This window comes from uncultured Acinetobacter sp., from assembly GCF_947626835.1.
Lineage (GTDB): Bacteria > Pseudomonadota > Gammaproteobacteria > Pseudomonadales > Moraxellaceae > Acinetobacter.
In genome coordinates, this window is the sequence record NZ_CANQTS010000001.1 from 88,545 (window position 1) to 109,921 (window position 21,377).

The 21,377-nt window shown below is 42.8% G+C and carries 20 protein-coding genes, 4 tRNA genes and 1 pseudogene; 14 read left to right on the forward strand and 11 right to left on the reverse strand.

The window, feature by feature from the left end:
- Positions 1-51: 51 nt before the first annotated feature.
- The 5 genes from glnA (at position 52) to Q0Z55_RS00470 (ending at position 4,533) form a co-directional block, all read left to right on the forward strand.
- Positions 52-1,467: a type I glutamate--ammonia ligase gene (gene glnA, locus Q0Z55_RS00450; RefSeq protein WP_297422640.1), complete on the forward strand. Its 1,416-nt coding sequence runs from the start codon at positions 52-54 to the stop codon at positions 1,465-1,467.
- A 98-nt stretch (positions 1,468-1,565) separates the two neighbouring features.
- Entirely contained in the window at positions 1,566-1,844 is a 279-nt protein-coding gene (locus tag Q0Z55_RS00455) for a hypothetical protein (RefSeq protein ID WP_297422643.1), read from the forward strand.
- Between the two features lie 11 nt (positions 1,845-1,855).
- On the forward strand, positions 1,856-2,332 hold the full coding sequence (locus Q0Z55_RS00460) for a chorismate lyase (RefSeq protein WP_297422646.1): 477 nt from the start codon (positions 1,856-1,858) through the stop codon (positions 2,330-2,332).
- A gap of 9 nt (positions 2,333-2,341) precedes the next feature.
- Entirely contained in the window at positions 2,342-3,214 is an 873-nt protein-coding gene (gene ubiA, locus Q0Z55_RS00465) for a 4-hydroxybenzoate octaprenyltransferase (RefSeq protein ID WP_297422650.1), read from the forward strand.
- A gap of 83 nt (positions 3,215-3,297) precedes the next feature.
- A complete protein-coding gene (locus Q0Z55_RS00470) occupies positions 3,298-4,533 on the forward strand; it encodes a lipase family protein (RefSeq protein ID WP_297422653.1) in 1,236 nt (411 codons plus the stop codon).
- Here the strand turns inward: Q0Z55_RS00470 and Q0Z55_RS00475 are convergent.
- The gene (locus Q0Z55_RS00475) at positions 4,530-5,402 is read right to left on the reverse strand and encodes a LysR substrate-binding domain-containing protein (RefSeq protein WP_297422656.1); all 873 of its coding nucleotides are present in this window, start codon (positions 5,400-5,402) and stop codon (positions 4,530-4,532) included. The two genes, Q0Z55_RS00470 and Q0Z55_RS00475, sit on opposite strands and share 4 nt — an antisense overlap.
- A 157-nt stretch (positions 5,403-5,559) precedes the next feature.
- On the opposite strand from Q0Z55_RS00475, the gene Q0Z55_RS00480 reads away from it, so the two are divergent.
- On the forward strand, positions 5,560-7,299 hold the full coding sequence (locus Q0Z55_RS00480; protein ID WP_297422659.1) for an FAD-dependent monooxygenase: 1,740 nt from the start codon (positions 5,560-5,562) through the stop codon (positions 7,297-7,299).
- Between the two features lie 100 nt (positions 7,300-7,399).
- Entirely contained in the window at positions 7,400-7,618 is a 219-nt protein-coding gene (locus Q0Z55_RS00485) for a hypothetical protein (RefSeq protein ID WP_297422662.1), read from the forward strand.
- On the opposite strand, the gene Q0Z55_RS00490 is transcribed toward Q0Z55_RS00485, so the two are convergent.
- From Q0Z55_RS00490 to Q0Z55_RS00520, 7 genes are all read right to left on the reverse strand, one after another.
- Positions 7,608-8,072: a DUF2726 domain-containing protein gene (locus Q0Z55_RS00490; RefSeq protein ID WP_297422665.1), complete on the reverse strand. Its 465-nt coding sequence runs from the start codon at positions 8,070-8,072 to the stop codon at positions 7,608-7,610. The genes Q0Z55_RS00485 and Q0Z55_RS00490 overlap by 11 nt on opposite strands.
- Positions 8,073-8,122: 50 nt before the next feature.
- A tRNA-Asn gene (locus Q0Z55_RS00495) sits at positions 8,123-8,198 on the reverse strand.
- A gap of 153 nt (positions 8,199-8,351) precedes the next feature.
- A tRNA-Asn gene (locus Q0Z55_RS00500) sits at positions 8,352-8,427 on the reverse strand.
- A 4-nt stretch (positions 8,428-8,431) separates the two neighbouring features.
- Positions 8,432-8,507 (reverse strand) — tRNA-Asn (locus Q0Z55_RS00505).
- A gap of 161 nt (positions 8,508-8,668) precedes the next feature.
- A tRNA-Asn gene (locus Q0Z55_RS00510) sits at positions 8,669-8,744 on the reverse strand.
- A gap of 147 nt (positions 8,745-8,891) precedes the next feature.
- Positions 8,892-9,518, reverse strand: a complete 627-nt coding sequence (locus Q0Z55_RS00515; RefSeq protein ID WP_297422668.1) for a superoxide dismutase — start codon at positions 9,516-9,518, stop codon at positions 8,892-8,894.
- 141 nt (positions 9,519-9,659) lie between these two features.
- Positions 9,660-10,418 (reverse strand): Nif3-like dinuclear metal center hexameric protein, encoded by a 759-nt coding sequence (locus tag Q0Z55_RS00520; RefSeq protein ID WP_297422671.1) that lies wholly within the window; start codon positions 10,416-10,418, stop codon positions 9,660-9,662.
- 128 nt (positions 10,419-10,546) lie between these two features.
- On the opposite strand from Q0Z55_RS00520, the gene Q0Z55_RS00525 reads away from it, so the two are divergent.
- Positions 10,547-11,734: a trypsin-like peptidase domain-containing protein gene (locus tag Q0Z55_RS00525; protein ID WP_297422674.1), complete on the forward strand. Its 1,188-nt coding sequence runs from the start codon at positions 10,547-10,549 to the stop codon at positions 11,732-11,734.
- A gap of 48 nt (positions 11,735-11,782) precedes the next feature.
- Here the strand turns inward: Q0Z55_RS00525 and Q0Z55_RS00530 are convergent, their stop codons facing one another.
- Positions 11,783-12,781 (reverse strand): Tim44 domain-containing protein, encoded by a 999-nt coding sequence (locus tag Q0Z55_RS00530; protein ID WP_297422677.1) that lies wholly within the window; start codon positions 12,779-12,781, stop codon positions 11,783-11,785.
- 107 nt (positions 12,782-12,888) lie between these two features.
- On the reverse strand, positions 12,889-14,280 hold the full coding sequence (radA, locus tag Q0Z55_RS00535) for a DNA repair protein RadA (protein WP_297423239.1): 1,392 nt from the start codon (positions 14,278-14,280) through the stop codon (positions 12,889-12,891).
- 163 nt (positions 14,281-14,443) lie between these two features.
- Between radA and Q0Z55_RS00540 the strand changes: the two genes are divergently transcribed.
- Positions 14,444-14,815 (forward strand): hypothetical protein, encoded by a 372-nt coding sequence (locus Q0Z55_RS00540; RefSeq protein ID WP_297422680.1) that lies wholly within the window; start codon positions 14,444-14,446, stop codon positions 14,813-14,815.
- 34 nt (positions 14,816-14,849) lie between these two features.
- On the opposite strand, the gene Q0Z55_RS00545 is transcribed toward Q0Z55_RS00540, so the two are convergent.
- Complete coding sequence (locus Q0Z55_RS00545; protein WP_297422683.1) at positions 14,850-16,196, reverse strand: sodium:alanine symporter family protein; 1,347 nt, start codon at positions 16,194-16,196, stop codon at positions 14,850-14,852.
- Positions 16,197-16,497: 301 nt separating this feature from the next.
- Between Q0Z55_RS00545 and Q0Z55_RS00550 the strand changes: the two genes are divergently transcribed.
- From Q0Z55_RS00550 to xerA, 5 genes and pseudogenes are all read left to right on the forward strand, one after another.
- The gene (locus tag Q0Z55_RS00550; protein ID WP_297423261.1) at positions 16,498-17,898 is read left to right on the forward strand and encodes an amino acid permease; all 1,401 of its coding nucleotides are present in this window, start codon (positions 16,498-16,500) and stop codon (positions 17,896-17,898) included.
- 120 nt (positions 17,899-18,018) lie between these two features.
- A pseudogene (locus Q0Z55_RS00555) lies at positions 18,019-18,144 on the forward strand (lipoprotein); the annotation flags it as partial.
- Between the two features lie 95 nt (positions 18,145-18,239).
- Positions 18,240-19,484 carry a diaminopimelate decarboxylase gene (lysA, locus tag Q0Z55_RS00560; RefSeq protein WP_297422686.1) on the forward strand — a complete coding sequence of 415 codons (1,245 nt, stop codon included), beginning with the start codon at positions 18,240-18,242 and terminating at the stop codon, positions 19,482-19,484.
- A gap of 13 nt (positions 19,485-19,497) precedes the next feature.
- On the forward strand, positions 19,498-20,343 hold the full coding sequence (gene dapF / locus Q0Z55_RS00565) for a diaminopimelate epimerase (RefSeq protein ID WP_297422690.1): 846 nt from the start codon (positions 19,498-19,500) through the stop codon (positions 20,341-20,343).
- Positions 20,344-20,389: 46 nt separating this feature from the next.
- A complete protein-coding gene (gene xerA, locus Q0Z55_RS00570; protein WP_297422693.1) occupies positions 20,390-21,307 on the forward strand; it encodes a site-specific tyrosine recombinase/integron integrase in 918 nt (305 codons plus the stop codon).
- Positions 21,308-21,377: the final 70 nt, after the last annotated feature.

The window sequence follows — 21,377 nt, forward strand, 5'->3', positions numbered from 1 at the left end:
GCCAACTACTAACACGCACGGTCGAGTGCAACCAAAAATCATCGGAGCAAAATGAGCATGGCGAACAAGGTCCTTCAACTCATCGAAGAAAGTGGCGCAAAATGGGTCGATTTCCGCTTTACGGATACTAAGGGTAAAGAGCAACATGTCACTTACCCAGCAGACAGTATTGATGAAGATACTTTCGAAGACGGTAAAATGTTTGACGGTTCGTCAATCGCTGGCTGGAAAGGCATCGAAGCATCAGACATGATTTTACGTCCAGATGCAGATACAGGTTTTATCGACCCGTTCTTTGCTGAGCCTACAGTTGTTGTGACTTGTGACGTGATTGAACCTTCAACAGGTCAAGGTTATGAACGTGACCCACGCTCGATTGCTCGTCGTGCTGAAGAATACCTAAAATCTACAGGTATCGGTGATACTGCATTCTTTGGTCCAGAACCAGAATTCTTTGTCTTTGATGAAGTAAAATGGGACATCGATATGTCTGGCGCGCGCCATACATTAATCGCTGAAGAAGCAGCTTGGTCTACAGGCAAAGACTATGAAGCGGGTAACTCAGGTCACCGTCCACGCGTAAAAGGCGGTTACTTCCCAGTACCACCTGTAGATTCTTCACAAGACATGCGTGCTGATATGTGTGCCAAAATTGAAGAAATTATGGGTCCTGGTCGCGTTGAAGTACATCACCATGAAGTGGCATCTTGCCAATTAGAAATTGGTGTAAGCTTTAATACTATGGTACGTAAAGCTGATGAAGTTCAACAGTTTAAATATGCGGTGTGGAACGTCGCACACCAATATGCAAAAACTGCAACCTTTATGCCTAAACCAATGGTTGGCGATAACGGTTCTGGTATGCACGTGCATATCTCAATTTCTAAAGACGGCAAAAACTTATTCGCAGGCGATGAGTATGCAGGTCTGTCAGAAATGGCGCTTTACTTCATTGGCGGTATTATCAAGCATGCGCGTTCATTAAACGCAATTACTAACCCGTCGACCAACTCGTACAAGCGTTTAGTTCCGCATTACGAAGCACCGATTATGTTGGCTTACTCAGCGCGTAACCGTTCTGCATCAATTCGTATTCCTTACGTATCTAGCCCGAAAGGCAAGCGTATTGAAGCACGTTTCCCTGATCCAATGATGAACCCGTACTTAGGTTTTGCAGCATTGTTGATGGCGGGTATTGATGGTATTCAAAACAAGATTCATCCGGGCGAAGCATCTGACAAGAACTTGTACGATCTTCCACCAGAAGAAGAAGCGAAAATCCCAACAGTGGCGCACAGCCTTGATATGGCATTAGAAGCGCTTGAAGCAGATCATGACTACCTACTTAAAGGTGGCGTATTCACTAAAGAAATGCTTGATGCCTATATCGAGCTTAAAACTGAAGAAGTTCGTCGTTTAAATACAACAACTCACCCAGTTGAATTTGATATGTACTACAGCTTGTAATGCTTTTTTAGCGTTAAAAGTGAAAAAAACCCGCGCATGCCGCGGGTTTTTTTATATCATCAAACTATGACTAATCAATACAGTGTATCTTGAGCATTATGGCTAAACCACGTAAAAAACATACCGGCTTCTTTCCTTGGATTGATCCTAGTGATCATGGCAAAGGCTTTAAACTTAACTTCTCTGAAGTGGTTTACTTAGAAGTTGCTCGTACTGTTGAAGGTTATAAAGAAGTTCAATTTGTTGAGCTTAAACATCCTGAATTGGCATTGCCTTATGCTTATCCAGAAAAGTTTTATTTAAGTGCAGAAGGGTTGATTTTAATTAAAACCCCACAGGGTAAATTTGAAGTGATTGCTAAAACTGACAATGCTTAAGGATTAAGAGCATGGTGAGACATACATCCAAACAGATTCCCGAGCATTTACATGAATGGTTATATGCACAAGGCTCTTTAACCAAGCAATTGACTCAATTGGCAGGCGGACAATTTCAGGTTGAACCACTGCATGAACATTTTCAGCGTTTAAGTTTTCAAGATGCCAAATGGATGAACATGCCACATCAACATACCGCTTGGGTACGTGAAGTGTATTTGTATGGTGCAAGTGAACAGCCTTGGGTTAAAGCTAAAAGTATTTTTCCGATTTTAAGCTTACAAAAAAAAGCACGGATTTTTCAGCATTTAGGCAAAAAACCCATCGGTTGGTTTTTGTTTCAACGTGCAACGCCCAAGTGTCAGCGCCGTGTATTGCACTTGCCAGATGGTTGGACGCGCCAGAGCTGCTATACTTGGCACAATTGTCAATTTATTGTGCAAGAAACCTTTTTAACTGAATTTGAGACCTTCTTGCACACGCGTTAAGGAATACACATGGCCGTAGCAACCACATGGGGCGAGCGTCTTCGTGCTTATTATCATCTGTGCCGTTTTGATAAACCGATTGGCACGGAATTAGTATTTTGGCCCATGATGTGGGCATTATGGATTGCCCATTCAGGCACACCAAGCCTACAGGTATTAATCCCCATGATCTTAGGTACGGTGTTTATGCGTGCCGCAGGTTGTGCGATTAATGACTTTGCCGATCGTAAAGTTGATGGTGCAGTGGAGCGTACTAAAACCCGGCCTTTAGCGACAGGGGTGATTCGAGCGCGTGAAGCCATTTATGTGTTTATGGGCTTGGTATTGGCCAGTGCAGCCATGTTGCTATTTTTACCGCTTGAAACTTTTTATTGGTCTTTTGGTGCTTTAGGCTTAGCCTTTATTTATCCGTTTATGAAACGCTACACGCATTTGCCACAAGTGGTCTTGGGCGCTGCTTTTTCGTGGGCGATTCCAATGTCTTATACCGCCGTGGGGCAAACTCCAGATTTAACCTGTTGGCTTTTGTATTTTGGTAATTTGGCGTGGACCGTGGCTTATGATACCCAATATGCCATTACCGATCGCGATGACGATTTAAAGATTGGGGTCAAATCAACCGCTATTTTATTTGGATCTTATGACATTGAGATCATTAGCCTGTTACAAGCCTTGGCTGTGGGTTTGTTTGGTTGGGCACTGTATCGTGAAGGTTTACTTTGGCCCTTTGGCTTGCTTGCCTTAGTGATGATTGCAGTGGATTTTATCTATCAATGGTACAAAACCAAAGACAAAAAAGCCGGCATGTGCTTTTGGGCATTTCGACATAATCGTTGGGTGGGTATGATCTTGTTTTTAGGGATTTTCCTTAGTTTATTGTAAGCTTCAAAAAGCATCCTAGTCAGATGCTTTTTTTTATGCTTAATTACTTAAGCATAACAACAAGACCAATGAGGAAACACCGAATGTCAGCATGGAAGAAATCGCTAGTTGCACTTGCCTGTAGCAGTGTATTATTTTTAACTGCTTGTAATGATGATGACAAGAACAACGTCAGCAACACTTATAGCACGTATATCAGCCAAAGCCCGTACAGCCAAGATAGCCTAGATGCTGCAAGCCGTATTGATGTGATGAAGTACAGCATGCCCAATGTACAAGGGCAAACTATCACCAGTGCAGCTTTAGTTTTAATGCCAAAAACGCCTCAGCCTAAAGATGGTTGGCGTGTCGTGGTATGGAAACAGGGGACAGTCGGCAGTGGTGATCAGTGTGCACCAAGTAAAAATCATTTACATCCGGATTTTAAAGTCTTGGCTGAGGTGCTGTTAAACGCAGGTTACGTCATTGTTGCACCTGATTATGAAGGTTTAGGTGAAAAAGGCATCCATCCTTATTTACATAGTAAGAGTGCGGCAAATACCGCCATTTATGCCCAAAAAGCCTATCAAGAGCGTTATGCAGGGCAAGCGCAAGGTGCATGGATGAGTGTAGGACACTCACAAGGTGGACATGCTTCTTTAGCGATTGCTGAATACGCACAAACCGATCCAAATTATTTGGGGGCAGTTGCCGCCGCACCCGCATCAAGTTTAGATTTTATTATTAAATATGTGGCGCCTGAGCTATTAAATACCGTGTTGCTCGGTGAAAGTTTAGGTGCTTTGCCTGCTGGAACCGCAGCGGCAGGATATGCAGATTTGTTGTCCTTTGCTGCCTATGTCACCACAGGTATTCAAGCTTATGATCCAGACTTTGATTATAAAACCGTGTTTGAAAGCCGCTCTCAACCGATTGTAGATGCAGCTTTAGGCACCACAGGTGACAATGGTTTATGTTTGGATGAGTTAAGAGTACGCTTTGCAGAGGATATTTTGCAATATGTCGCTGAAAATCCAGATAAAACCGTTTTAGATTATCCTGCACTTATTCAAAATTTTGATGAAAATCCAGAAATCGCTGAGTTTTTGGCTACCAATCAACCGGCAACACGTTATATTGCCAAACCAGTGATGATTGTACAGGGCACATCAGATGCAGCCGTGCCGTATGAAGTCACTCAGCAACTTGCTGCACAGTTAACAGCTTATGGTACCCAAGTAGAATGGGAGGAAGTTAAAGGTGGCGGTCACTCCAATGTGATTTCATTGAGCAAACAGCAAATTCTTGAATTTATTCAGTTGCATATGCCTGCCCGTTAACAACTATCCAGTTCAGCTAAAATAAAATCTAAAGCAGGATGGGTCAAGTCCTTACGGTAGTTGGCATACAGTGCCAATTGCGGTAAGGCAAATTGAGTGGCAACTTGCACAATATCAGGATTTAAAAACTTTAACGCATAATGCGGTAAAAAACTAAAACCAAAACCCATATTAATTAAATTAATGTGCTGCAACACATTGGTCACCCACATCAGTTGTTGGTGTGGCATGTGCTCAAAATCAAAATGCTGTTGGATTTTTTCATACAATACAGGAGAGGCATTTTGCTCACAGACAATTAAGGTCTGTTGTTTTAAATCTTGTGCAGATATGGGCTGCAAGCTTGAATATAATTTTCTGGACGCCACCAAATACATCGGCTCTTCAAGCACCAAAATATTGCTGTATTGGGGATCTTGTAACTGATAGCGGGTAAAGGCCAAGTCAAGCGTAGCATTTTTTAAAGCTTGAATTTGTTCTAAACAGGTTAAACTTTGAATATGTAATTGTAGGTTAGGCAAATGTTGTTTGAGCTTATGCAGTAAAGTAGGCAGTAATTTAATTTCAGCGACATTTAAAAACCCAATATGAATATGCTGCTCACGTTGTTGTGCAACTTGACGCGCGGCTTGTATAGCAAGCTGTGCATTGTCTAAAGCGGCTTGAGCATAGCTTAAAAAAGCCTGTCCTTCAGCAGTAAGTTGAATCAAGCGCGCTGAGCGGTCAAGCAGTTGCACCCCCACTTCTTGTTCTAAGTCTTTAATTTGCTGACTTAAAGACGGTTGCGTGGTAAACAATTTTTTTGCAGCTTGGGTAAAACTTTGTGCTTCAGCCACAGTCACAAAATAACGTAAATGACGAAGTTCCATGCTGGAGTATCCTTAAAATCAGCGCTGTTCAATCTAAAATAAAGCATTTAATAAGTATAGAAAAAAAGTAAACGGTCATAGCCAAAACCAATACTCATTGCAGGCAATACTCAGCATCTTACAATTTAACCTATGATTGAAATCAAGAGATTGCACAATGACACAGCAATACGATACAGATGTTTTGGTGATTGGTACGGGACCTGCCGGCGCTACTTTAGGTTTAGCTTTAGCCACTTATGGGGTCAAAGTACAACTATTTACCCAATTTAATTGGTTGGCTAACAGTCCACGCGCACATATTACTAATCAACGTGCTATGGAAGTGCTACGTGATTTAGGTGTAGAAGAGCAGGTTAAGGAAATTGCCACGCCGTGGCATGAAATGGGTGAAAGCTTAATTACTACCAGTTTGGTGGGTGAAGAAATTGCCCGTATGAGTGCATGGGGTACTGGTGACGAACGCTATGGCGATTATCTTAAGGGTAGTCCTTGCCCATTGGTGGATTTAATTCAACCGAAAATGGAAGCTTTATTGGTTAAAAATGCCGGCGAGCGCGGGGCAATTTTCAACTTTAATACCGAATATCTGTCACATCAACAAGATGAACATGGTGTTACAGCGCGCTTTTTAAATAAAATTACGCAAACTGAATTTAGCTTACGCGCCAAATATTTGGTGGGTATGGATGGGGCACGTTCTAAAGTTGTTGAGCAACTGGGTTTGCCTTTAGAGGGTGTTATGTCACGTGCCGGCACAGTGTATGTGACTTTTAAAGCCGATCTCAGTCGCCATGTGCAACATCGTCCGGCTATTTTACAATGGATTGTCAATCCTGAAGCCGGCTTTGGTGATATTGGCATGGGCCTATTACGTGCTATATCGCCATGGAATGAGTGGATTATGGGTTGGGGTTTTGACATTAGCCAAGGCGAACCCCAAGTGACCACTGAGCAAGTGCAAGCACGTTTAGATGCCTTTGTCGGTGAACATGTACCTGATTTACAGATTGAAAAAATTTCCTATTGGTATGTCAATCAAACCTATGCCACCCAATATAGTCAAGGACGTGTGTTCTGTGGTGGCGATGCAGTACACCGTCATCCACCTTCAAGTGGTTTAGGTTCTAATACCTGTATGCAAGATGCCTTTAACTTGGCTTGGAAATTAGCCTATGCAGTAAAAGGTTGGGCTAAGCCTGAGTTGTTAGATTCTTATAGTGATGAGCGTGCACCAGTGGGCAAACAAATTGTAGCCCGTGCTAATCAGTCGCGTTTTGATTATAAGTACTTAAAAGACGTGTTTGGATTTGACCAAGGTGTAAAAACTCAAGCACAGATGCTTGAACGCATTTTTGCTGAAACTGAACAAGCCGCCCAAGTTCGTCAGCAGCTTTACGCCGCTTTAGAAGTTAAACACCATGAATTTAATGCCCAAGGGGTTGAGTTGAATCAGCGCTATGAGTCTAATGCAGTGCTCGCAGAAGCCAGCCCTGAAGTATTTACGCGTGATGTAGAGTTGTATTTACAAGCCACCACACGACCGGGCGCTAAGATTCCACATACGTGGTTAGTTGATGCAAAAGGCCGTAAACAATCGACCCTTGATATTACCGGTAAAGGTCGTTTTACTTTAATTACTGGATTGTCGGGTTGGGCATGGCGTGAAGCGGCAGAGCAACTGAGCTTAGAGTACTTAGATGTGATTCAAGTGGGTACACGTGACTATCGCGATGTGTATGCCACATGGCAAGCCAAAGCCGAGATTGAAGACAATGGCGCAATTTTGGTGCGTCCAGATGGTTATGTGGCATGGCGTATGCAACAGCCAAACCAAAACACCCAACATGTAAGTGTGTTAAAACAGGTATTCGCCCAACTTAACTTAAACGTATAAGCCACAAGCCGAGCATAGTCTCGGCTTTTTTAATGATTGCTTTAGTGGTTATGCTTGTTAAAATGGTGCGCCTAATTTTTGATGCAATGGAGCAGATTCGATGGCCAAACCAGACAAACGTTTAAGCCCCAAAGTGATTATGATTGCCAGCTTAGGTCTATTGATTCCCATTTTATTGGTGGTGATCGCTTCATTTGCTGTAAAAAGTGATGCCAAGAATCAAGCGTTATACAAGCAGCAACAAGCAGAAATGATGCAACGTATTGCCGAGCGTGAAGCCGCAGAAAAAGCTGCCTCAGAAGCAAGTGTTAGGCCTTAAGGTCTTTTTGTAATTGGCGTACTGACGGGATAGAGGTATAGCGCAACACACGGTAGCCTGCATCATGAAACATGGCATCGCGGGCTGCATCACGTTGTTCTTGCCCAATATGGCTTGGGTCATCCAGTTCAATAATCGCCAAGACTTCTAAATGTTTATTGAGTACCACAAAATCAGTCACTTTACGGTTAAATTTGTTGCGTACTTGAATATCATTGCTGGTAATTAATGCAGTAAACGCCACTTGCGCTAAAATGTAATAGTTGGGTTCTGGAAAAGCGGCTTTGAGTTGAAAGAAGAGTTTACTTTCAAACTTGGTAATGACTTTTTTAGGATGATAAATTTTAGATTTTTTTTTAAGGCTAGGGCGTTGCCGCATCAGCAGCACAAGCGCAAAGGTTGCCACACAGCCAAGGGTGAGAAAAATGAGTTGCGTTAAGCTTAAACTTTGCATAATTGACCCATAAGAAAAAACCCACTCAATTGAGTGGGTTTTTAGAATCTTGGCTCTCCCACCTGGGCTCGAACCAGGGACCTGCGGATTAACAGTCCGTCGCTCTACCGACTGAGCTATGGGAGAATCTGAGAGCGATTATAGAGGGTTTTAAATTGTCGTCAAGCAATTTATGTGAAAAACATAACAATTGCTGTTTAAAGCAGCAATCTTATAAAATTCGCATTAAATACAGGCATAAAAAAACCCACTCAAATGAAGTGGGTTTTTTTAGAATCTTGGCTCTTCCACCTGGGCTCGAACCAGGGACCTGCGGATTAACAGTCCGTCGCTCTACCGACTGAGCTATGGAAGAATAGTGGCTCTCCAACCTGGGCTCGAACCAGGGACCTGCGGATTAACAGTCCGTCGCTCTACCGACTGAGCTATTGGAGAATCTGAGAGCGATTATAGAGTGTTTTTTTAAAGGGTCAAGCGACAATTATAAAAAAATAAAAAAAAACGTTTAAATGTTTTAAAATTAAGCAATTAGCTGAATAATATAAAATTTTAGGCAATAAAAAACCCACTCAATTGAGTGGGTTTTTTAAGAATCTTGGCTCTCCCACCTGGGCTCGAACCAGGGACCTGCGGATTAACAGTCCGTCGCTCTACCGACTGAGCTATGGGAGAATCTGAACGCCATTATAAAGAATATTTACGCAACGTCAATTATTTTTTAATAAAAATGAATTACTTGCATATTTTATAAACAAGTTTGTGTGTGATGAAAAAAAATCACCCCAAAGAGGGTGATTTTTTACAGTTAAAAAATAAAAGTTATTTTTCAACACCTGCTTCTTGACCTGCATATTTCGCGTTAGCGTAATCCCAGTTTACAAGGCTTTCTAAGAAAGTTTTGATGTAAGCAGGACGTGCGTTACGGAAATCGATGTAGTAAGCATGTTCCCAAACGTCAATTGTTAATACAGCGACTTTACCATGCGCCATTGGCGTATCAGCATTTGAAGTTTTAAGGATTGATAAGTTGCCATTTACTTCGTCAGCCACTAACCAAGCCCAACCTGAACCAAATTGAGTGGTTGCAGCAGCAGCAAATTCTTCAGCAAATTTTTCGTAAGAACCAAACGCTTCGTCAATTTTCGCTGCTAACGCGCCAGTTGCTGCGCCGCCACCGTTTTTCGCCATACAGTTCCAGTAGAACGTGTGGTTCCAAACTTGTGCTGCGTTGTTGAAGATACCTGCTTTAGAAGCATCATTTGCAGAAGCAAGGATAATTTCGTCTAAAGTCTTACCTTCAAGCTCAGTACCCTTGATTAAGTTGTTTAAGTTCACAACATAAGTATTGTGGTGCTTGTCATGGTGAAATTCTAAAGTTTCTTTGCTGATGTGTGGAGCAAGATCTTCATAACCGTACGGAAGAGCCGGTAAAGTAATCGTTGTCATGTGTCCAATTCCTTGCAATTGCTGGGCTTTGAGATTAAAAAGTGTGATTATTGTAATCCATTCTTGATCAAATAGTGTATTGATCTTGAATAACAATACATAATAAGACCTGAATTTATACAGTTCATTAAAAATAAAAGATTAGATGGGATTATTCAATTCAAAATAGCTGGTTTCGATGCCAAATTCATCACTCAACGCTTGTGCTAAACGCTGCACACCATAGCGTTCGGTGGCGTGATGACCACAAGCGTAGTAATGCACGTTAAGCTCCTCGGCTTCATAAAAGGTGCGCTCGGATACTTCACCTGAAATATAGGCATCACAGCCTTGTGCTGCGGCTTGATGAATAAAGTCTTGTGCACCACCGGTACAAAAACCAATTTTTTGAATATGTGTTTTTTGTGCAGGCAAATGGACTGCATTAAAACCTAAACGCTTTGATACATAAGTTTGAAAGTCTTCAGGAGTCATGGGTGCATTTAAATAGCCAATATTGCCAATAGGATGGCGCTCATTGGGATTAAGTGCTTCAATTGATTTAAGTTCTAATAAATAAGCAATCGCTGCATTGTTGCCTAAAGTTGGGTGACTATCCAGTGGTAAATGATAGCCGACCAATGAAATATCGTGCTGAATTAGGCGTTTAATACGCTGACCACGCATGCCGGTAATGGGGTAGGCTTCACCTTTCCAAAAGTAACCGTGATGCACCAATAATAGGTCAGCATCTTGGGCTATGGCAGCCTCAATCGCAGTTTGTGAAGCACTGACTGCGCAGACAATTTTATTGACTTCGCTACGTCCTTCAATTTGTAAACCATTGGGTGCGTAATCCTTAAACTCAGCAGCTTTTAAGGTTTGATCACACCACGCAATAATATCTGTTAACTTTGCCATAAATAATTCTCGATCTTAGCTTGTGCATCAGGCTATGATAAATTGTAACTAAAGCCAACAAAAGAATCTGCATGTTGGACTTAGAATACCCCTTTACATGATGACAATATTAACTAGAGGAAAACACTGTGCGCCGGACCTTAACTTGGTTACCTTGGCTATTACTTGTGTTGGTGATTGCCGGATTTTTTATGTGGCAACAACGCCAACAACCTCAAGCGCCGATCGCGGTCGATGGGGTAAAAATGCCGGCTGAAAAAGTCGAGCCTTTAATTGACACCTTACGAGCAGGCGGCGTGACCTCGTATAGTGCTGCTGTTAAAGTGGCTGCGCCTGCGGTGGTCAATATTTTTACCACCCAAAAAGTTAAAGCACCTTCGCATCCTTTACTCAATGATCCTGTGTTTCGTGAGTTTTTTGGCAACCAATTGCCTGAACAATTTAGCCAAGATCGCAATGAAAATAGCTTAGGTTCAGGTGTGATCGTACGTGAAGATGGTTATATTTTAACCAATAATCATGTGATTGAACAAGCCGAGCAAATTGTGGTGGCATTGCATGATGGTCGTCGTGCCTTGGCAAAGGTCATTGGTTCTGACCCTGAAACAGATTTAGCTGTGATTAAAATTGAGCTCAATCAATTGCCAGTGTTACCTTTTAAATTAAGTGGTAATGAAATTGGTGATGTAGTGCTTGCCATTGGTAATCCATTTGGTGTGGGACAAACCGTGACCCAAGGCATTATTTCAGCTACAGGGCGTAGTGGTTTAGGCATTAACCGCTATGAAGATTTTGTGCAAACCGATGCTGCGATTAATCCGGGCAACTCAGGTGGTGCTTTAATTGATGTGGCGGGTAATTTAATTGGTGTTAATACAGCCATCTTCTCGCAATCTGGTGGCTCATTGGGTATTGGCTTTGCCATTTCAGCGCCAGTGTGCCAGCATGTTTTAAACTCAATTTTAGAACATGGTCGCGTGATTCGTGGTTATGTGGGCTTACAATTGTTGCCTGTAGAACAACAAGATGTACTTGCCACTAAACCTTCAGGTGTGGTGGTGGCTGCTGTTGACCCAAGTGGACCTGCAGCTCAAGCCGGTATTCAAAAAGATGACGTGTTGTTAAAAGTGAATGGTCAAGAGATTGATTCATCTGCTTACTTGGTCAATTATGTGGGTTTCCAAGCACCCAACAGTAAAGTCAAAATTAATCTACAGCGAGCGGGTCAAATGCTTGAAACTGAAGTGATTGTGGCTGAGCGTATGGACAAGCCACAGCTTGATCCAAGGCAGCAATATATTCCATTGCCGCGTTAAGGCATAAAAAAAGCCAGTGACATGCACTGGCTTTTTTGTGTTTAAGACTTAGCTTTCTTGTTGAATACCTGCCACTAACCAATCTTGGTTAGAGCCAGCAGGTTTTACAAAATGCCAAATTTCAGTAAACGGCTGCGGTAAGCTGTTTAAATCTTCGCTGACTGTACCGGTAAAACGTACGCTGACAATGTATTGACCATTTTCAGTGGTTGATTCAACCACCATGGCATTTAAGTTTGAAAATTCAGCTACATCGTGATCTTGATTGGCCATGATGTCGTTATACATCGACTGGTAAAGATCAGGGGTTAAGTATCGCTGAATTTCATTGACGTTACTTGCAGTATTCATTGACTGAATATGATTAAAACGTTGACGTGCAATACGTAAAAACGCAGCAGGTTCTGTACCGTCAGGTAATTGGCTGCCGCTATTAGTATAAGCTGAACCAAACACTGGTGCTTGTTGTGGCGCTTGACCAAAAGGGGCATTGTTTTGTGGTGTTGAACCACCTACATTTTGCCCAAAGATATTGGCATTGTCGCCTGAGGTTGTTGGTGGTACTTGACCAAATGGCGCATTGTTTGCGCCATGATTTGGTGCATAAGGATTAGAAGCTACTTTTTTTTTTGCGCCGAATTTACGGAAGATCAAGAAAGCAGCAGCAGCGGCCAGTAAAATCCAAATCCAACCTGGAATACCACCTTCTTCTTCAGCAGGTACGGTTTGCGAAGCTGCTTGCGAAGCAGGAGTATCATCTGCTAGTGCATTGGCCGCAACAGCACCAATTGCAGCACCGGCAACACCTGCAGCAACCATACCACCAACACCTGGACCAGATTTTTGTTGAACTGGTGCTGTAGCAGGTGCGACAGGTTGTTGAGCAGGTGCGGCTTGACGCGGCTGTTGATAAGATTGCGCAGGGGCGGCTTGACGGCTCATCCCTTGGTTCTTACCACTACCCGCACGTTTTGCTTCTGCCATAGGTGCAACCAAAAGAGCAGCAGCTAAAATACCCGTCATCAAACTACGCTGTCGAACTTCCATTAAAGTATCCTGTATTTAAAAATCGAATTTACTGTGTATTTATGCCGTGATTTAGCCCGAATTTCAACACTAAAAATATATATTTTTGCATCCGAGTCCTTTTGGGTTTAACTTAACTCTTCACTTAAACGCATTGCCTCAGATAAAGCTTCATGTAAACGCGCCACACTCATCAAGGTCACGCCATCAATGTCTTTTTGTGGGGCATTGCCGCGCGGTAAAATAATATATTTAAAGCCATGTTTAATCGCTTCTTTTAAGCGCTCTTGACCATTCGGAACGGGGCGAATTTCCCCAGATAACCCGACTTCCCCAAACACCGCCATTTGTTGAGGCAGTGCTTTACCGCGTAGGCTTGAGGCGCAAGCCAACAGTACGGCCAAATCGGAACCAGTTTCGGTAATTTTTAAACCACCGACTACGTTGACATAAACATCTTGGCCTGAGGTTTGCACGCCGCCATGCCGATGCATCACCGCCAAGAGCATATTTAAACGGTTTTGATCTAAACCTAAAGCTACACGGCGTGGTTGACCATGTGCATCATCAACTAAGGCTTGCACTTCAACCAATAAAGGGCGTGTTCCTTCACGGCTAATCATGACAATTGAACCGGGAATGGCTTCATCATAACGACTTAAGAAAATGGCGGATGGATTGGCCACTTCGCGTAAGCCTTTATCGGTCATACCAAACACGCCCAATTCATTGACTGCACCAAAACGATTTTTAACTGCACGAATCATACGGTAGCGCGAGTCAGATTGACCCTCAAAATACAGCACGCAATCGACCATATGTTCTAACACCCGTGGACCTGCCAAAGCGCCTTCTTTGGTGACATGACCCACCAAAAACAGGGCAGTGCCACTATTTTTGGCATAGCGGGTTAAGATCGCTGCCGATTCACGAATTTGTGACACCCCACCGGGCGCAGATTGCAAGCTTTCGGTATACAGGGTTTGAATCGAGTCTAAAATGGCAACAGCAGGGCGTTCATGCGCTAAGACTTCACAAATTCTCTCAACGCAAGTTTCCGCCATAACTTTAAGGTGTTCGGTGGGTAACTCTAAACGCTGCGCACGTAGTGCCACTTGTGATAAAGATTCTTCACCCGTGACATATAGCGCCGGACTATTTTGCGCTGCCATATGGGTGGCGGTTTGCAGCAAAATGGTCGATTTACCAATCCCTGGGTCACCACCAATCAGCACCACAGAGCCGGTGACTAAACCACCCCCTAAAACACGGTCAAACTCACCAATGCCGGTATGTAGTCTCGATTCTCGCGACACCGAAACTTGATTTAAGGTGGTAAGGTTAGCGGCTTGTCCGGCATAACCCACACTTTGTTTTGGACTGGCACGATGGGTCACCACAGGCGCAATACTAACTTCAACCAAACAATTCCATTCACCACATTCACTGCATTGACCCGACCATTTAGGATGGTCAGCCGCACATTGTTCACAGCGATAGACACTTTTTGCTTTAGCCATAATTTTACGCACAGGATGAAAAGACTGTTTAAGCATAGCCATAAAGCTATAAAATCCCAAATGCTGACGCCATGCTTTGTCGCTTTATTTATGAAAAAACATGCAAAGCGCCTGCTTTGCTCCGTATAATGCAGCATTATATTGAAAGAATTAAAAGGTCAGCATGTCACAGTCACTGCCTTATATTGATGCCATTGCCCGCGAAAAAAATCGTGATGTCTTATTTGTACATTTTGAAGATCCCAATAGCCCGATTTGTGAAATTGTTTTGGCTTGGTTAGAAGATCACGAAATTGGCTACGCTGCGTGTTTGGGTTTAGAAGAAGAAAGCCTACACAACCATGAACTTGAGCATACCTATATTGACTTAGCAGTTGATGAAGAAGATCCAACCTATCGTGAGTTATGTGAATATCTAGAAGATGACGAAGGCAATATGAAGCTTGATGGCGTATTGTTCTTTGTCTTGTCTTTAGAAACGGCATTGGAACTTGCTGCAGATCGTGCTGTAGCGATGACTACACGCTTACAATAAAAAAAAGCCACTTTTTAAGTGGCTTTTTTTTACATTAGTACAATTCACCCGATTTACGCCGTGCGACAAAGTCCTTAGATTCTTTGGCAATCACACCGGATAACAGCAACAATGCGATTAAGTTGGGTACTGCCATTAAGCCATTAAAGGTGTCGGCAAATAACCAGACTAAATCAAGCGTTGCGATACAGCCGATAAACACCGATGCAATATAAATAAGGCGATAGGGCAACACGAATTTTTCACCAAGCAAATAGGTGGCACATTTTTCGCCATAATAACTCCACCCTAAAATGGTCGAATAGGCAAAGAAAATAATACCAAAGGTCACCACCCATCCTCCTATACCGGGTAAGAGCTGATCAAACACATGAATGGTTAATACTGCCCCAGTTTGCTCGCCAAAGCTGTTGTCTGCAATAATAAAGCCCATGACTAAGACGATACCGGTAATTGAGCACACAATAATGGTGTCAATAAAGGTGCCTGTCATAGACACTAAACCTTGACGTGCCGGATGGTCGGTTTTTGCTGCCGCGGCAGCAATAGGGGCAGAGCCCATACCAGCTTCGTTGGAAAACACCCCACGCGCCACACCGTAGCGAATGGCAGCACCGATGGCACCACCAACGGCTGCTTCACCGGTAAAAGCATAGGTAAAAATCATTTTTAAGGCCGGCATAACCAGTTCAAGATTATTTAAAATAATAATTAAGCCACCTGTAACGTAGCCAATTGCCATCACAGGTACAATCACTGAAGACGCTTTAGAAATGGATTGAATACCACCTAAAATCACCAAAGCAGAAAAAGCGGTAATGATGATGCCGGTCATCCATGTTTCAATGCCTAAGCTGTTTTCAACCGCTAAGGCCACGGTATTCGATTGTACCGAACTGCCAATACCAAATGACGCTAAAGTGCCAAACAGGGCAAAAATTAACGCCAGCCATTTCCACTTTAAGCCGCGTTCGATGTAATACATCGGACCACCCGACATTTCACCTTTTTCATTTTTAATGCGGTATTTAACCGCCAAGACCCCTTCACCATATTTGGTGGCCATGCCAAATAGCGCGGTCATCCACATCCAAAACACCGCACCGGGTCCACCGAGTACACAAGCTGTAGCGACCCCTGCAATATTACCTGTACCAATAGTGGCAGACAGGGCAGTCATGAGCGAGGCAAATTGAGAGATATCGCCTTCTTTATGTTGGGGGTGTTTGCCAAAGACTTGTTTAAAGGCCAAGGGCAGCATGCGAAATTGCCAAAATAATAAACGAAAGGTCAAGAATACCCCAGTGCCGACAATCAGCACCAACATATAAGGCCCCCAGACCCAACCACTTAAGGTTTCCATTAAACTTTGTAACTGCATAAATTCTCTTCTTGTTGTGTATTATTGTGATCACTGTATGCAAGGGCTATGCCATACAGGTTTTTTTATAATGTGTGCAAGGCTTTGCCTATTTCTCCCATAAAGCTGCACATTTTTCAAGCAGTGAATAGGGTTGAATGATTCAACTTAGCCTATATTGAAGTGGTTGATTTTGAGCATAAGAAAAAACAATTAAGACTAAAGTATTCTTAAAAAAGATAGATTGAGGGCAATTTTTTTTTGTGATTTGATGTTTTTAGGCTACTTTGTCGCGATGGACATCGAAGATGAAATGAAAAAAATGTCAAATCAACAACACAATTCACCCAACAATGGGGAATTACAACGAAGCTTGTCCAATCGTCATTTGCAATTAATTGCAATTGGTGGCGCCATTGGTACCGGTTTATTTATGGGTTCGGGCAAAACCATTAGCTTGGCTGGACCATCCATTCTTGTCATTTATATGATTATTGGCTTTATGGTGTTTTTGGTAATGCGCGCTTTAGGCGAGTTATTGCTATCTAACCTCAACTATAAATCATTTATTGATTTTTCTACCGATTTAATTGGGCCATGGGCGGGTTATTTTGTCGGTTGGACCTATTGGCTGTGCTGGATCACCATTGGTATTGCCGATTTATCCGCGATTATCTATTACTTACAATTTTTTAATCATGGTTTGCCCTTTACCCCGCTTGAAGGCGTGATGATTAGTGTCGCCGCGATTATCTTTATTATGGGGTTAAACTTAGTCACGGTAAAACTCTTTGGTGAGCTTGAGTTTTGGTTTGCCCTGATTAAGATTATTGCCATTGTGGTGCTCATTGGGGTGGGCTTATGGATGATCTTTACCGGCTTTACCTCAGATACCGGTCATGTGGCATCTTTTACCCATATTTGGTCACATGGTGGTATATTCCCAACTGGTGCTATGGGCTTCTTAGCCGGCTTTCAAATTGCCATTTTTGCTTTTGTGGGCGTGGAATTGGTGGGGACAACCGCAGCTGAAACCAAAGATCCAGAAAAGAACTTACCTAAAGCCGTTAACTCAATTCCAATTCGTATTATTATTTTTTATGTCTTGGCTTTATTGATTGTGATGTCGGTGACGCCTTGGAATCAGATTAACCCGAATATCTCACCTTTTGTGAATTTATTTAGCCAAGCGGGGATTGCAGCTGCGGCGATTATTATGAATTTGGTGGTGTTATCCTCGGTCATGTCATCCATGAACAGTGGTGTGTTTTCAACGTCACGTATGCTATTTGGTTTGTCACGCGAGCAACAAGCACCGCAAAATTTTGCGCGTTTAAATAAACGTGCTGTACCTGCCAATGCCTTGTATTTCTCATCAGTGTGTTTATTGCTGGGTGCAGCTTTACAATACTTTGTGCCAGATACCGTGCGCGCTTTTACCCTAGCCACTACACTGTCGACGATCCTATTTATTTGTGTATGGATCATTATTATGTGGAGCTATATCGTGTATTACACAACACGTCCGGCTTTACATGCAAAATCGACCTTTAAATTACCCGGTGGTTTATTTACTTGCGCCGTGGTGATTTTATTTTTCTTAAGCATGATTGTGGTATTGGCTTTAGAAAGTGATACCCGTCAAGCGTTAATGGTCAGCCCAATTTGGTTTGTGATTTTAATCATTGGCTATTTTGGTTTTTATAAACCTAAAAACAAATAATTAATTTGAACCGCAAAAAACGTCAGCTACTGCTGGCGTTTTTTTTTATCTATGGTTAATCTCTTGGGTCAGCGAAATGATCGCGTTATACTGCGTCCACAGGATTTAGAGATCATCACCATGCAAAACGTCTTTTATGGCTTAAGTCTGTGTTGCTTAACTGTTGCTTTATCTGCATGTGGTCAAACGGGTGCATTGCAATTGCCAAGTGATCCAAATTACGATCATCGTGCTAAATATTTGCTGCCTTCAGCGCAAGCGGTCAATCCCAAGCCAGCTGTAGTTCAGCCTCGTGCTGAAGCTATGCCTTAAATTGCTTATTTGAAAAAAAGGATACATTCATGAGTTTTACCCGTATTAATGGGGTGTTGCACGCCGAGCAATGTTCATTACAAACCTTAGCTGAGCAACATGGTACACCGTTATATGTGTATTCAAAGGCCACCTTTGAAAAGCACTATAAAGATATGGATCGTGCCTTTGAGTTTATTGATCATCAAATTTGCTTTGCGGTGAAATCAAACTCAAATCTTGCGGTATTGAATGTATTGGCCAAGCAAGGTGCCGGTTTTGATATTGTGACCGGTGGTGAACTGGCACGTGTATTAAAAGCCGGTGGTGAACCAAGCAAAATCGTGTTTTCAGGTTTAGGTAAATCTGAAGCCGATATCGAACAAGCACTGGAAGTGGGTATTGCTTGCTTTAACGTCGAATCTTATGCTGAATTAGATCGTCTGGAAAAAGTTGCCGCGCGTGTGGGTAAAAAAGCCCCAATTTCATTGCGTGTCAATCCAGATGTAGATGCAAAAACTCATCCGTATATTTCAACGGGTTTAAAAGAAAATAAATTTGGTATTCCATCAGACAGCGTGTTTAACACCTATGCTTATGCGGCAACTTTGCCACATTTAGACATCGTGGGCATCGACTGCCATATTGGTTCACAGTTGACTGAAACTCAACCCTTTGTTGATGCGCTTGATCGTGTAATTGTGATGATCGATAAACTCAAAGAGATGGGCATTCATTTAAAACACATCGATATTGGTGGTGGTTTGGGTGTGACTTATAAAGATGAAGTACCGCCAACCGTCACTGAATATGCCAATGCTTTACGTCCTGCTTTAGAAAAACTCGGTTTAAAAGTGTATATGGAACCGGGTCGTAGTATTTCTGCCAACGCAGGTGTGTTACTCACCAAAGTTGATTTATTAAAACCAACTGCACACCGTAACTTTGCCATTATTGATGCCGCCATGAACGATTTGATTCGTCCAGCATTGTATGAAGCATGGATGGATATTCAACCTGTAACACCACGCAATGACACAGAAGTCAAAGAGTGGGACGTGGTGGGTGCAATTTGTGAAACTGGTGATTTCTTAGGTAAAGAGCGTGAGCTTGCCATTCAAGAAAATGACGTGCTTGCAGTGATGGGCGCCGGTGCTTATGGTTTTGTGATGAGCTCAAACTACAACAGTCGTGGTCGTGCAGCAGAAGTGATGGTGGATGCCGATCAAGCCTACGTAATTCGTGAGCGCGAAAGCATTGAATCTTTGTGGGAGCGTGAGCGCTTACTGCCTTAAGGAACTGCCAAACATGTTACTCGAATTTACCAAAATGCATGGCTTAGGCAATGACTTTATGGTGGTGGATTTAATTAGCCAACGTGCCTATTTAGATACCCTCACCATTCAGCGCCTCGCAGATCGTCACTTTGGTATTGGTTTTGATCAACTGCTTGTGGTTGAGCCACCTGATTTACCCAATGTCGATTTTAAATATCGCATTTTTAATGCAGATGGCTCAGAGGTGGAACAATGCGGCAATGGTGTACGTTGTTTTGCCCGCTTTGTGCATGAGCGTCAATTGACCAACAAAACCAAGATTAAAGTACAAACCAAAGCGGGTATTGTTGAACCTGAGCTGGGTGCCAATGGTTGGGTACGGGTCAATATGGGTTATCCTAAGTTTTTGCCGCAAGACATTCCGTTTCTTGCTGATCAAGCACAAGCATTGTATCGCTTGGATTTAGCTCACAATGAACATCTTATGATTGATGTGGTCAATATGGGTAATCCACATGCTGTGACTGTGGTGGCAGATGTGTTGCAAACCGATGTACTCCGTTTAGGGCCACAGGTGGAATCGCACACACGTTTTCCACAGCGTGTGAATGCCGGTTTTATGCAAATTGTTGACCCGCAACATGCACGTTTACGCGTCTTTGAACGTGGTGTAGGTGAAACCTTGGCCTGTGGTACAGGCGCATGTGCTGCGGCTGTTTCTGGCATCCGTCAGGGTTTATTAGGCAACACAGTAGAGATTGAACTGGCAGGCGGTAAGCTTTTGATTGAGTGGCAAGAGGGCGATGTAGTATGGATGACCGGTCCAACTGCAAATGTCTATGAAGGTCGGCTCGACTTAAATTACTTCCAAGGTTAAGCTGTTAAGCCGGTACATGTACCGGCTTAATTTTTTGAGGCACTCAATGCATACTGCACCGCAATTACTTGAACTTTGGCTGACCACGCGTGAAATCCAACAACAGTCGCCACATACCTTGTTGGCTTACCAGCGTGATGTCAGTGATTTTTTAAATTTTTGTGAGCAAAAACAACTTGCCCTGATTAATCTAGAAAGCAGTGATTTACGTGAGTATATTGCCCATAAAGTGGCACAGCAAAGTTTAAGTAGCAACAGCGTACAGCGTTTGTTGTCCGCAATTCGGCAATTTATGAAATGGGCGGTAGAAGGTCAGTATCTACAGACCAATCCAGCTGCCGATTTTCAGCTCAAAAGACAACCGCGTGCATTGCCCGGCATGATGGACATTGAGACCGTTAATCAAATTTTAGATCAAGCTGCACCGAGTGAGCCTAAAGAGTTGAAGCTTTGGCAGCGTGATAAAGCCATGTTAGAGGTGTTGTATTCTAGTGGTTTACGTTTGGCAGAGTTACAAAATTTAAAAATTAAAGACGTCGATTTTAATCGGCAGTTATTACGCATTACTGGTAAAGGCAACAAAACCCGTATTGTGCCGTTTGGCAGTAAAGCCAAAGACAGCTTACAGCAATGGCTTAAAATTTATACTGTTTTTAATCGCAATTTACAACCTGACAGCCCCATATTTGTGAGTCAACGTGGTGGGGCGCTAAGTGCGCGACAAATTGAAAATCGCGTGAAGTATCAAGCACAACGTGCAGGGGTCAACGTAGATTTACATCCACATTTATTACGCCATTGTTTTGCCAGTCATTTGCTGTCTAATAGTGGTGATTTACGCGCCGTGCAAGAAATGTTGGGACATACCAACTTAACCACCACACAAATTTATACCCATATTGATTTTGATCGTTTGGCGCAAGTCTATGATCAAGCGCATCCGCGAGCGCAACAACACAAATAAGCGCATTTTTTAAACTATTGTCCAATAATAAAATGTCACCATTTAAGCTATAAAGAGCGCCAGACAACAA

Bases quoted from the DNA above. Each gene is read 5' to 3' on its own strand.
- Q0Z55_RS00470 (WP_297422653.1), top strand. From the start codon at position 3,298: ATGTCAGCATGGAAGAAATCGCTAGTTGCACTTGCCTGTAGCAGTGTA.
- Q0Z55_RS00530 (WP_297422677.1), bottom strand. From the start codon at position 12,781: ATGGAAGTTCGACAGCGTAGTTTGATGACGGGTATTTTAGCTGCTGCT.
- lysA (WP_297422686.1), top strand. From the start codon at position 18,240: ATGAGTTTTACCCGTATTAATGGGGTGTTGCACGCCGAGCAATGTTCA.
- radA (WP_297423239.1), bottom strand. From the start codon at position 14,280: ATGGCTAAAGCAAAAAGTGTCTATCGCTGTGAACAATGTGCGGCTGAC.
- Q0Z55_RS00475 (WP_297422656.1), bottom strand. From the start codon at position 5,402: ATGGAACTTCGTCATTTACGTTATTTTGTGACTGTGGCTGAAGCACAA.
- dapF (WP_297422690.1), top strand. From the start codon at position 19,498: ATGTTACTCGAATTTACCAAAATGCATGGCTTAGGCAATGACTTTATG.
- Q0Z55_RS00540 (WP_297422680.1), top strand. From the start codon at position 14,444: ATGTCACAGTCACTGCCTTATATTGATGCCATTGCCCGCGAAAAAAAT.
- Q0Z55_RS00480 (WP_297422659.1), top strand. From the start codon at position 5,560: ATGACACAGCAATACGATACAGATGTTTTGGTGATTGGTACGGGACCT.
- xerA (WP_297422693.1), top strand. From the start codon at position 20,390: ATGCATACTGCACCGCAATTACTTGAACTTTGGCTGACCACGCGTGAA.
- Q0Z55_RS00550 (WP_297423261.1), top strand. From the start codon at position 16,498: ATGTCAAATCAACAACACAATTCACCCAACAATGGGGAATTACAACGA.
- Q0Z55_RS00490 (WP_297422665.1), bottom strand. From the start codon at position 8,072: ATGCAAAGTTTAAGCTTAACGCAACTCATTTTTCTCACCCTTGGCTGT.
- Q0Z55_RS00545 (WP_297422683.1), bottom strand. From the start codon at position 16,196: ATGCAGTTACAAAGTTTAATGGAAACCTTAAGTGGTTGGGTCTGGGGG.
- ubiA (WP_297422650.1), top strand. From the start codon at position 2,342: ATGGCCGTAGCAACCACATGGGGCGAGCGTCTTCGTGCTTATTATCAT.
- Q0Z55_RS00515 (WP_297422668.1), bottom strand. From the start codon at position 9,518: ATGACAACGATTACTTTACCGGCTCTTCCGTACGGTTATGAAGATCTT.
- Q0Z55_RS00460 (WP_297422646.1), top strand. From the start codon at position 1,856: ATGGTGAGACATACATCCAAACAGATTCCCGAGCATTTACATGAATGG.
- Q0Z55_RS00520 (WP_297422671.1), bottom strand. From the start codon at position 10,418: ATGGCAAAGTTAACAGATATTATTGCGTGGTGTGATCAAACCTTAAAA.
- Q0Z55_RS00455 (WP_297422643.1), top strand. From the start codon at position 1,566: ATGGCTAAACCACGTAAAAAACATACCGGCTTCTTTCCTTGGATTGAT.
- Q0Z55_RS00485 (WP_297422662.1), top strand. From the start codon at position 7,400: ATGGCCAAACCAGACAAACGTTTAAGCCCCAAAGTGATTATGATTGCC.
- glnA (WP_297422640.1), top strand. From the start codon at position 52: ATGAGCATGGCGAACAAGGTCCTTCAACTCATCGAAGAAAGTGGCGCA.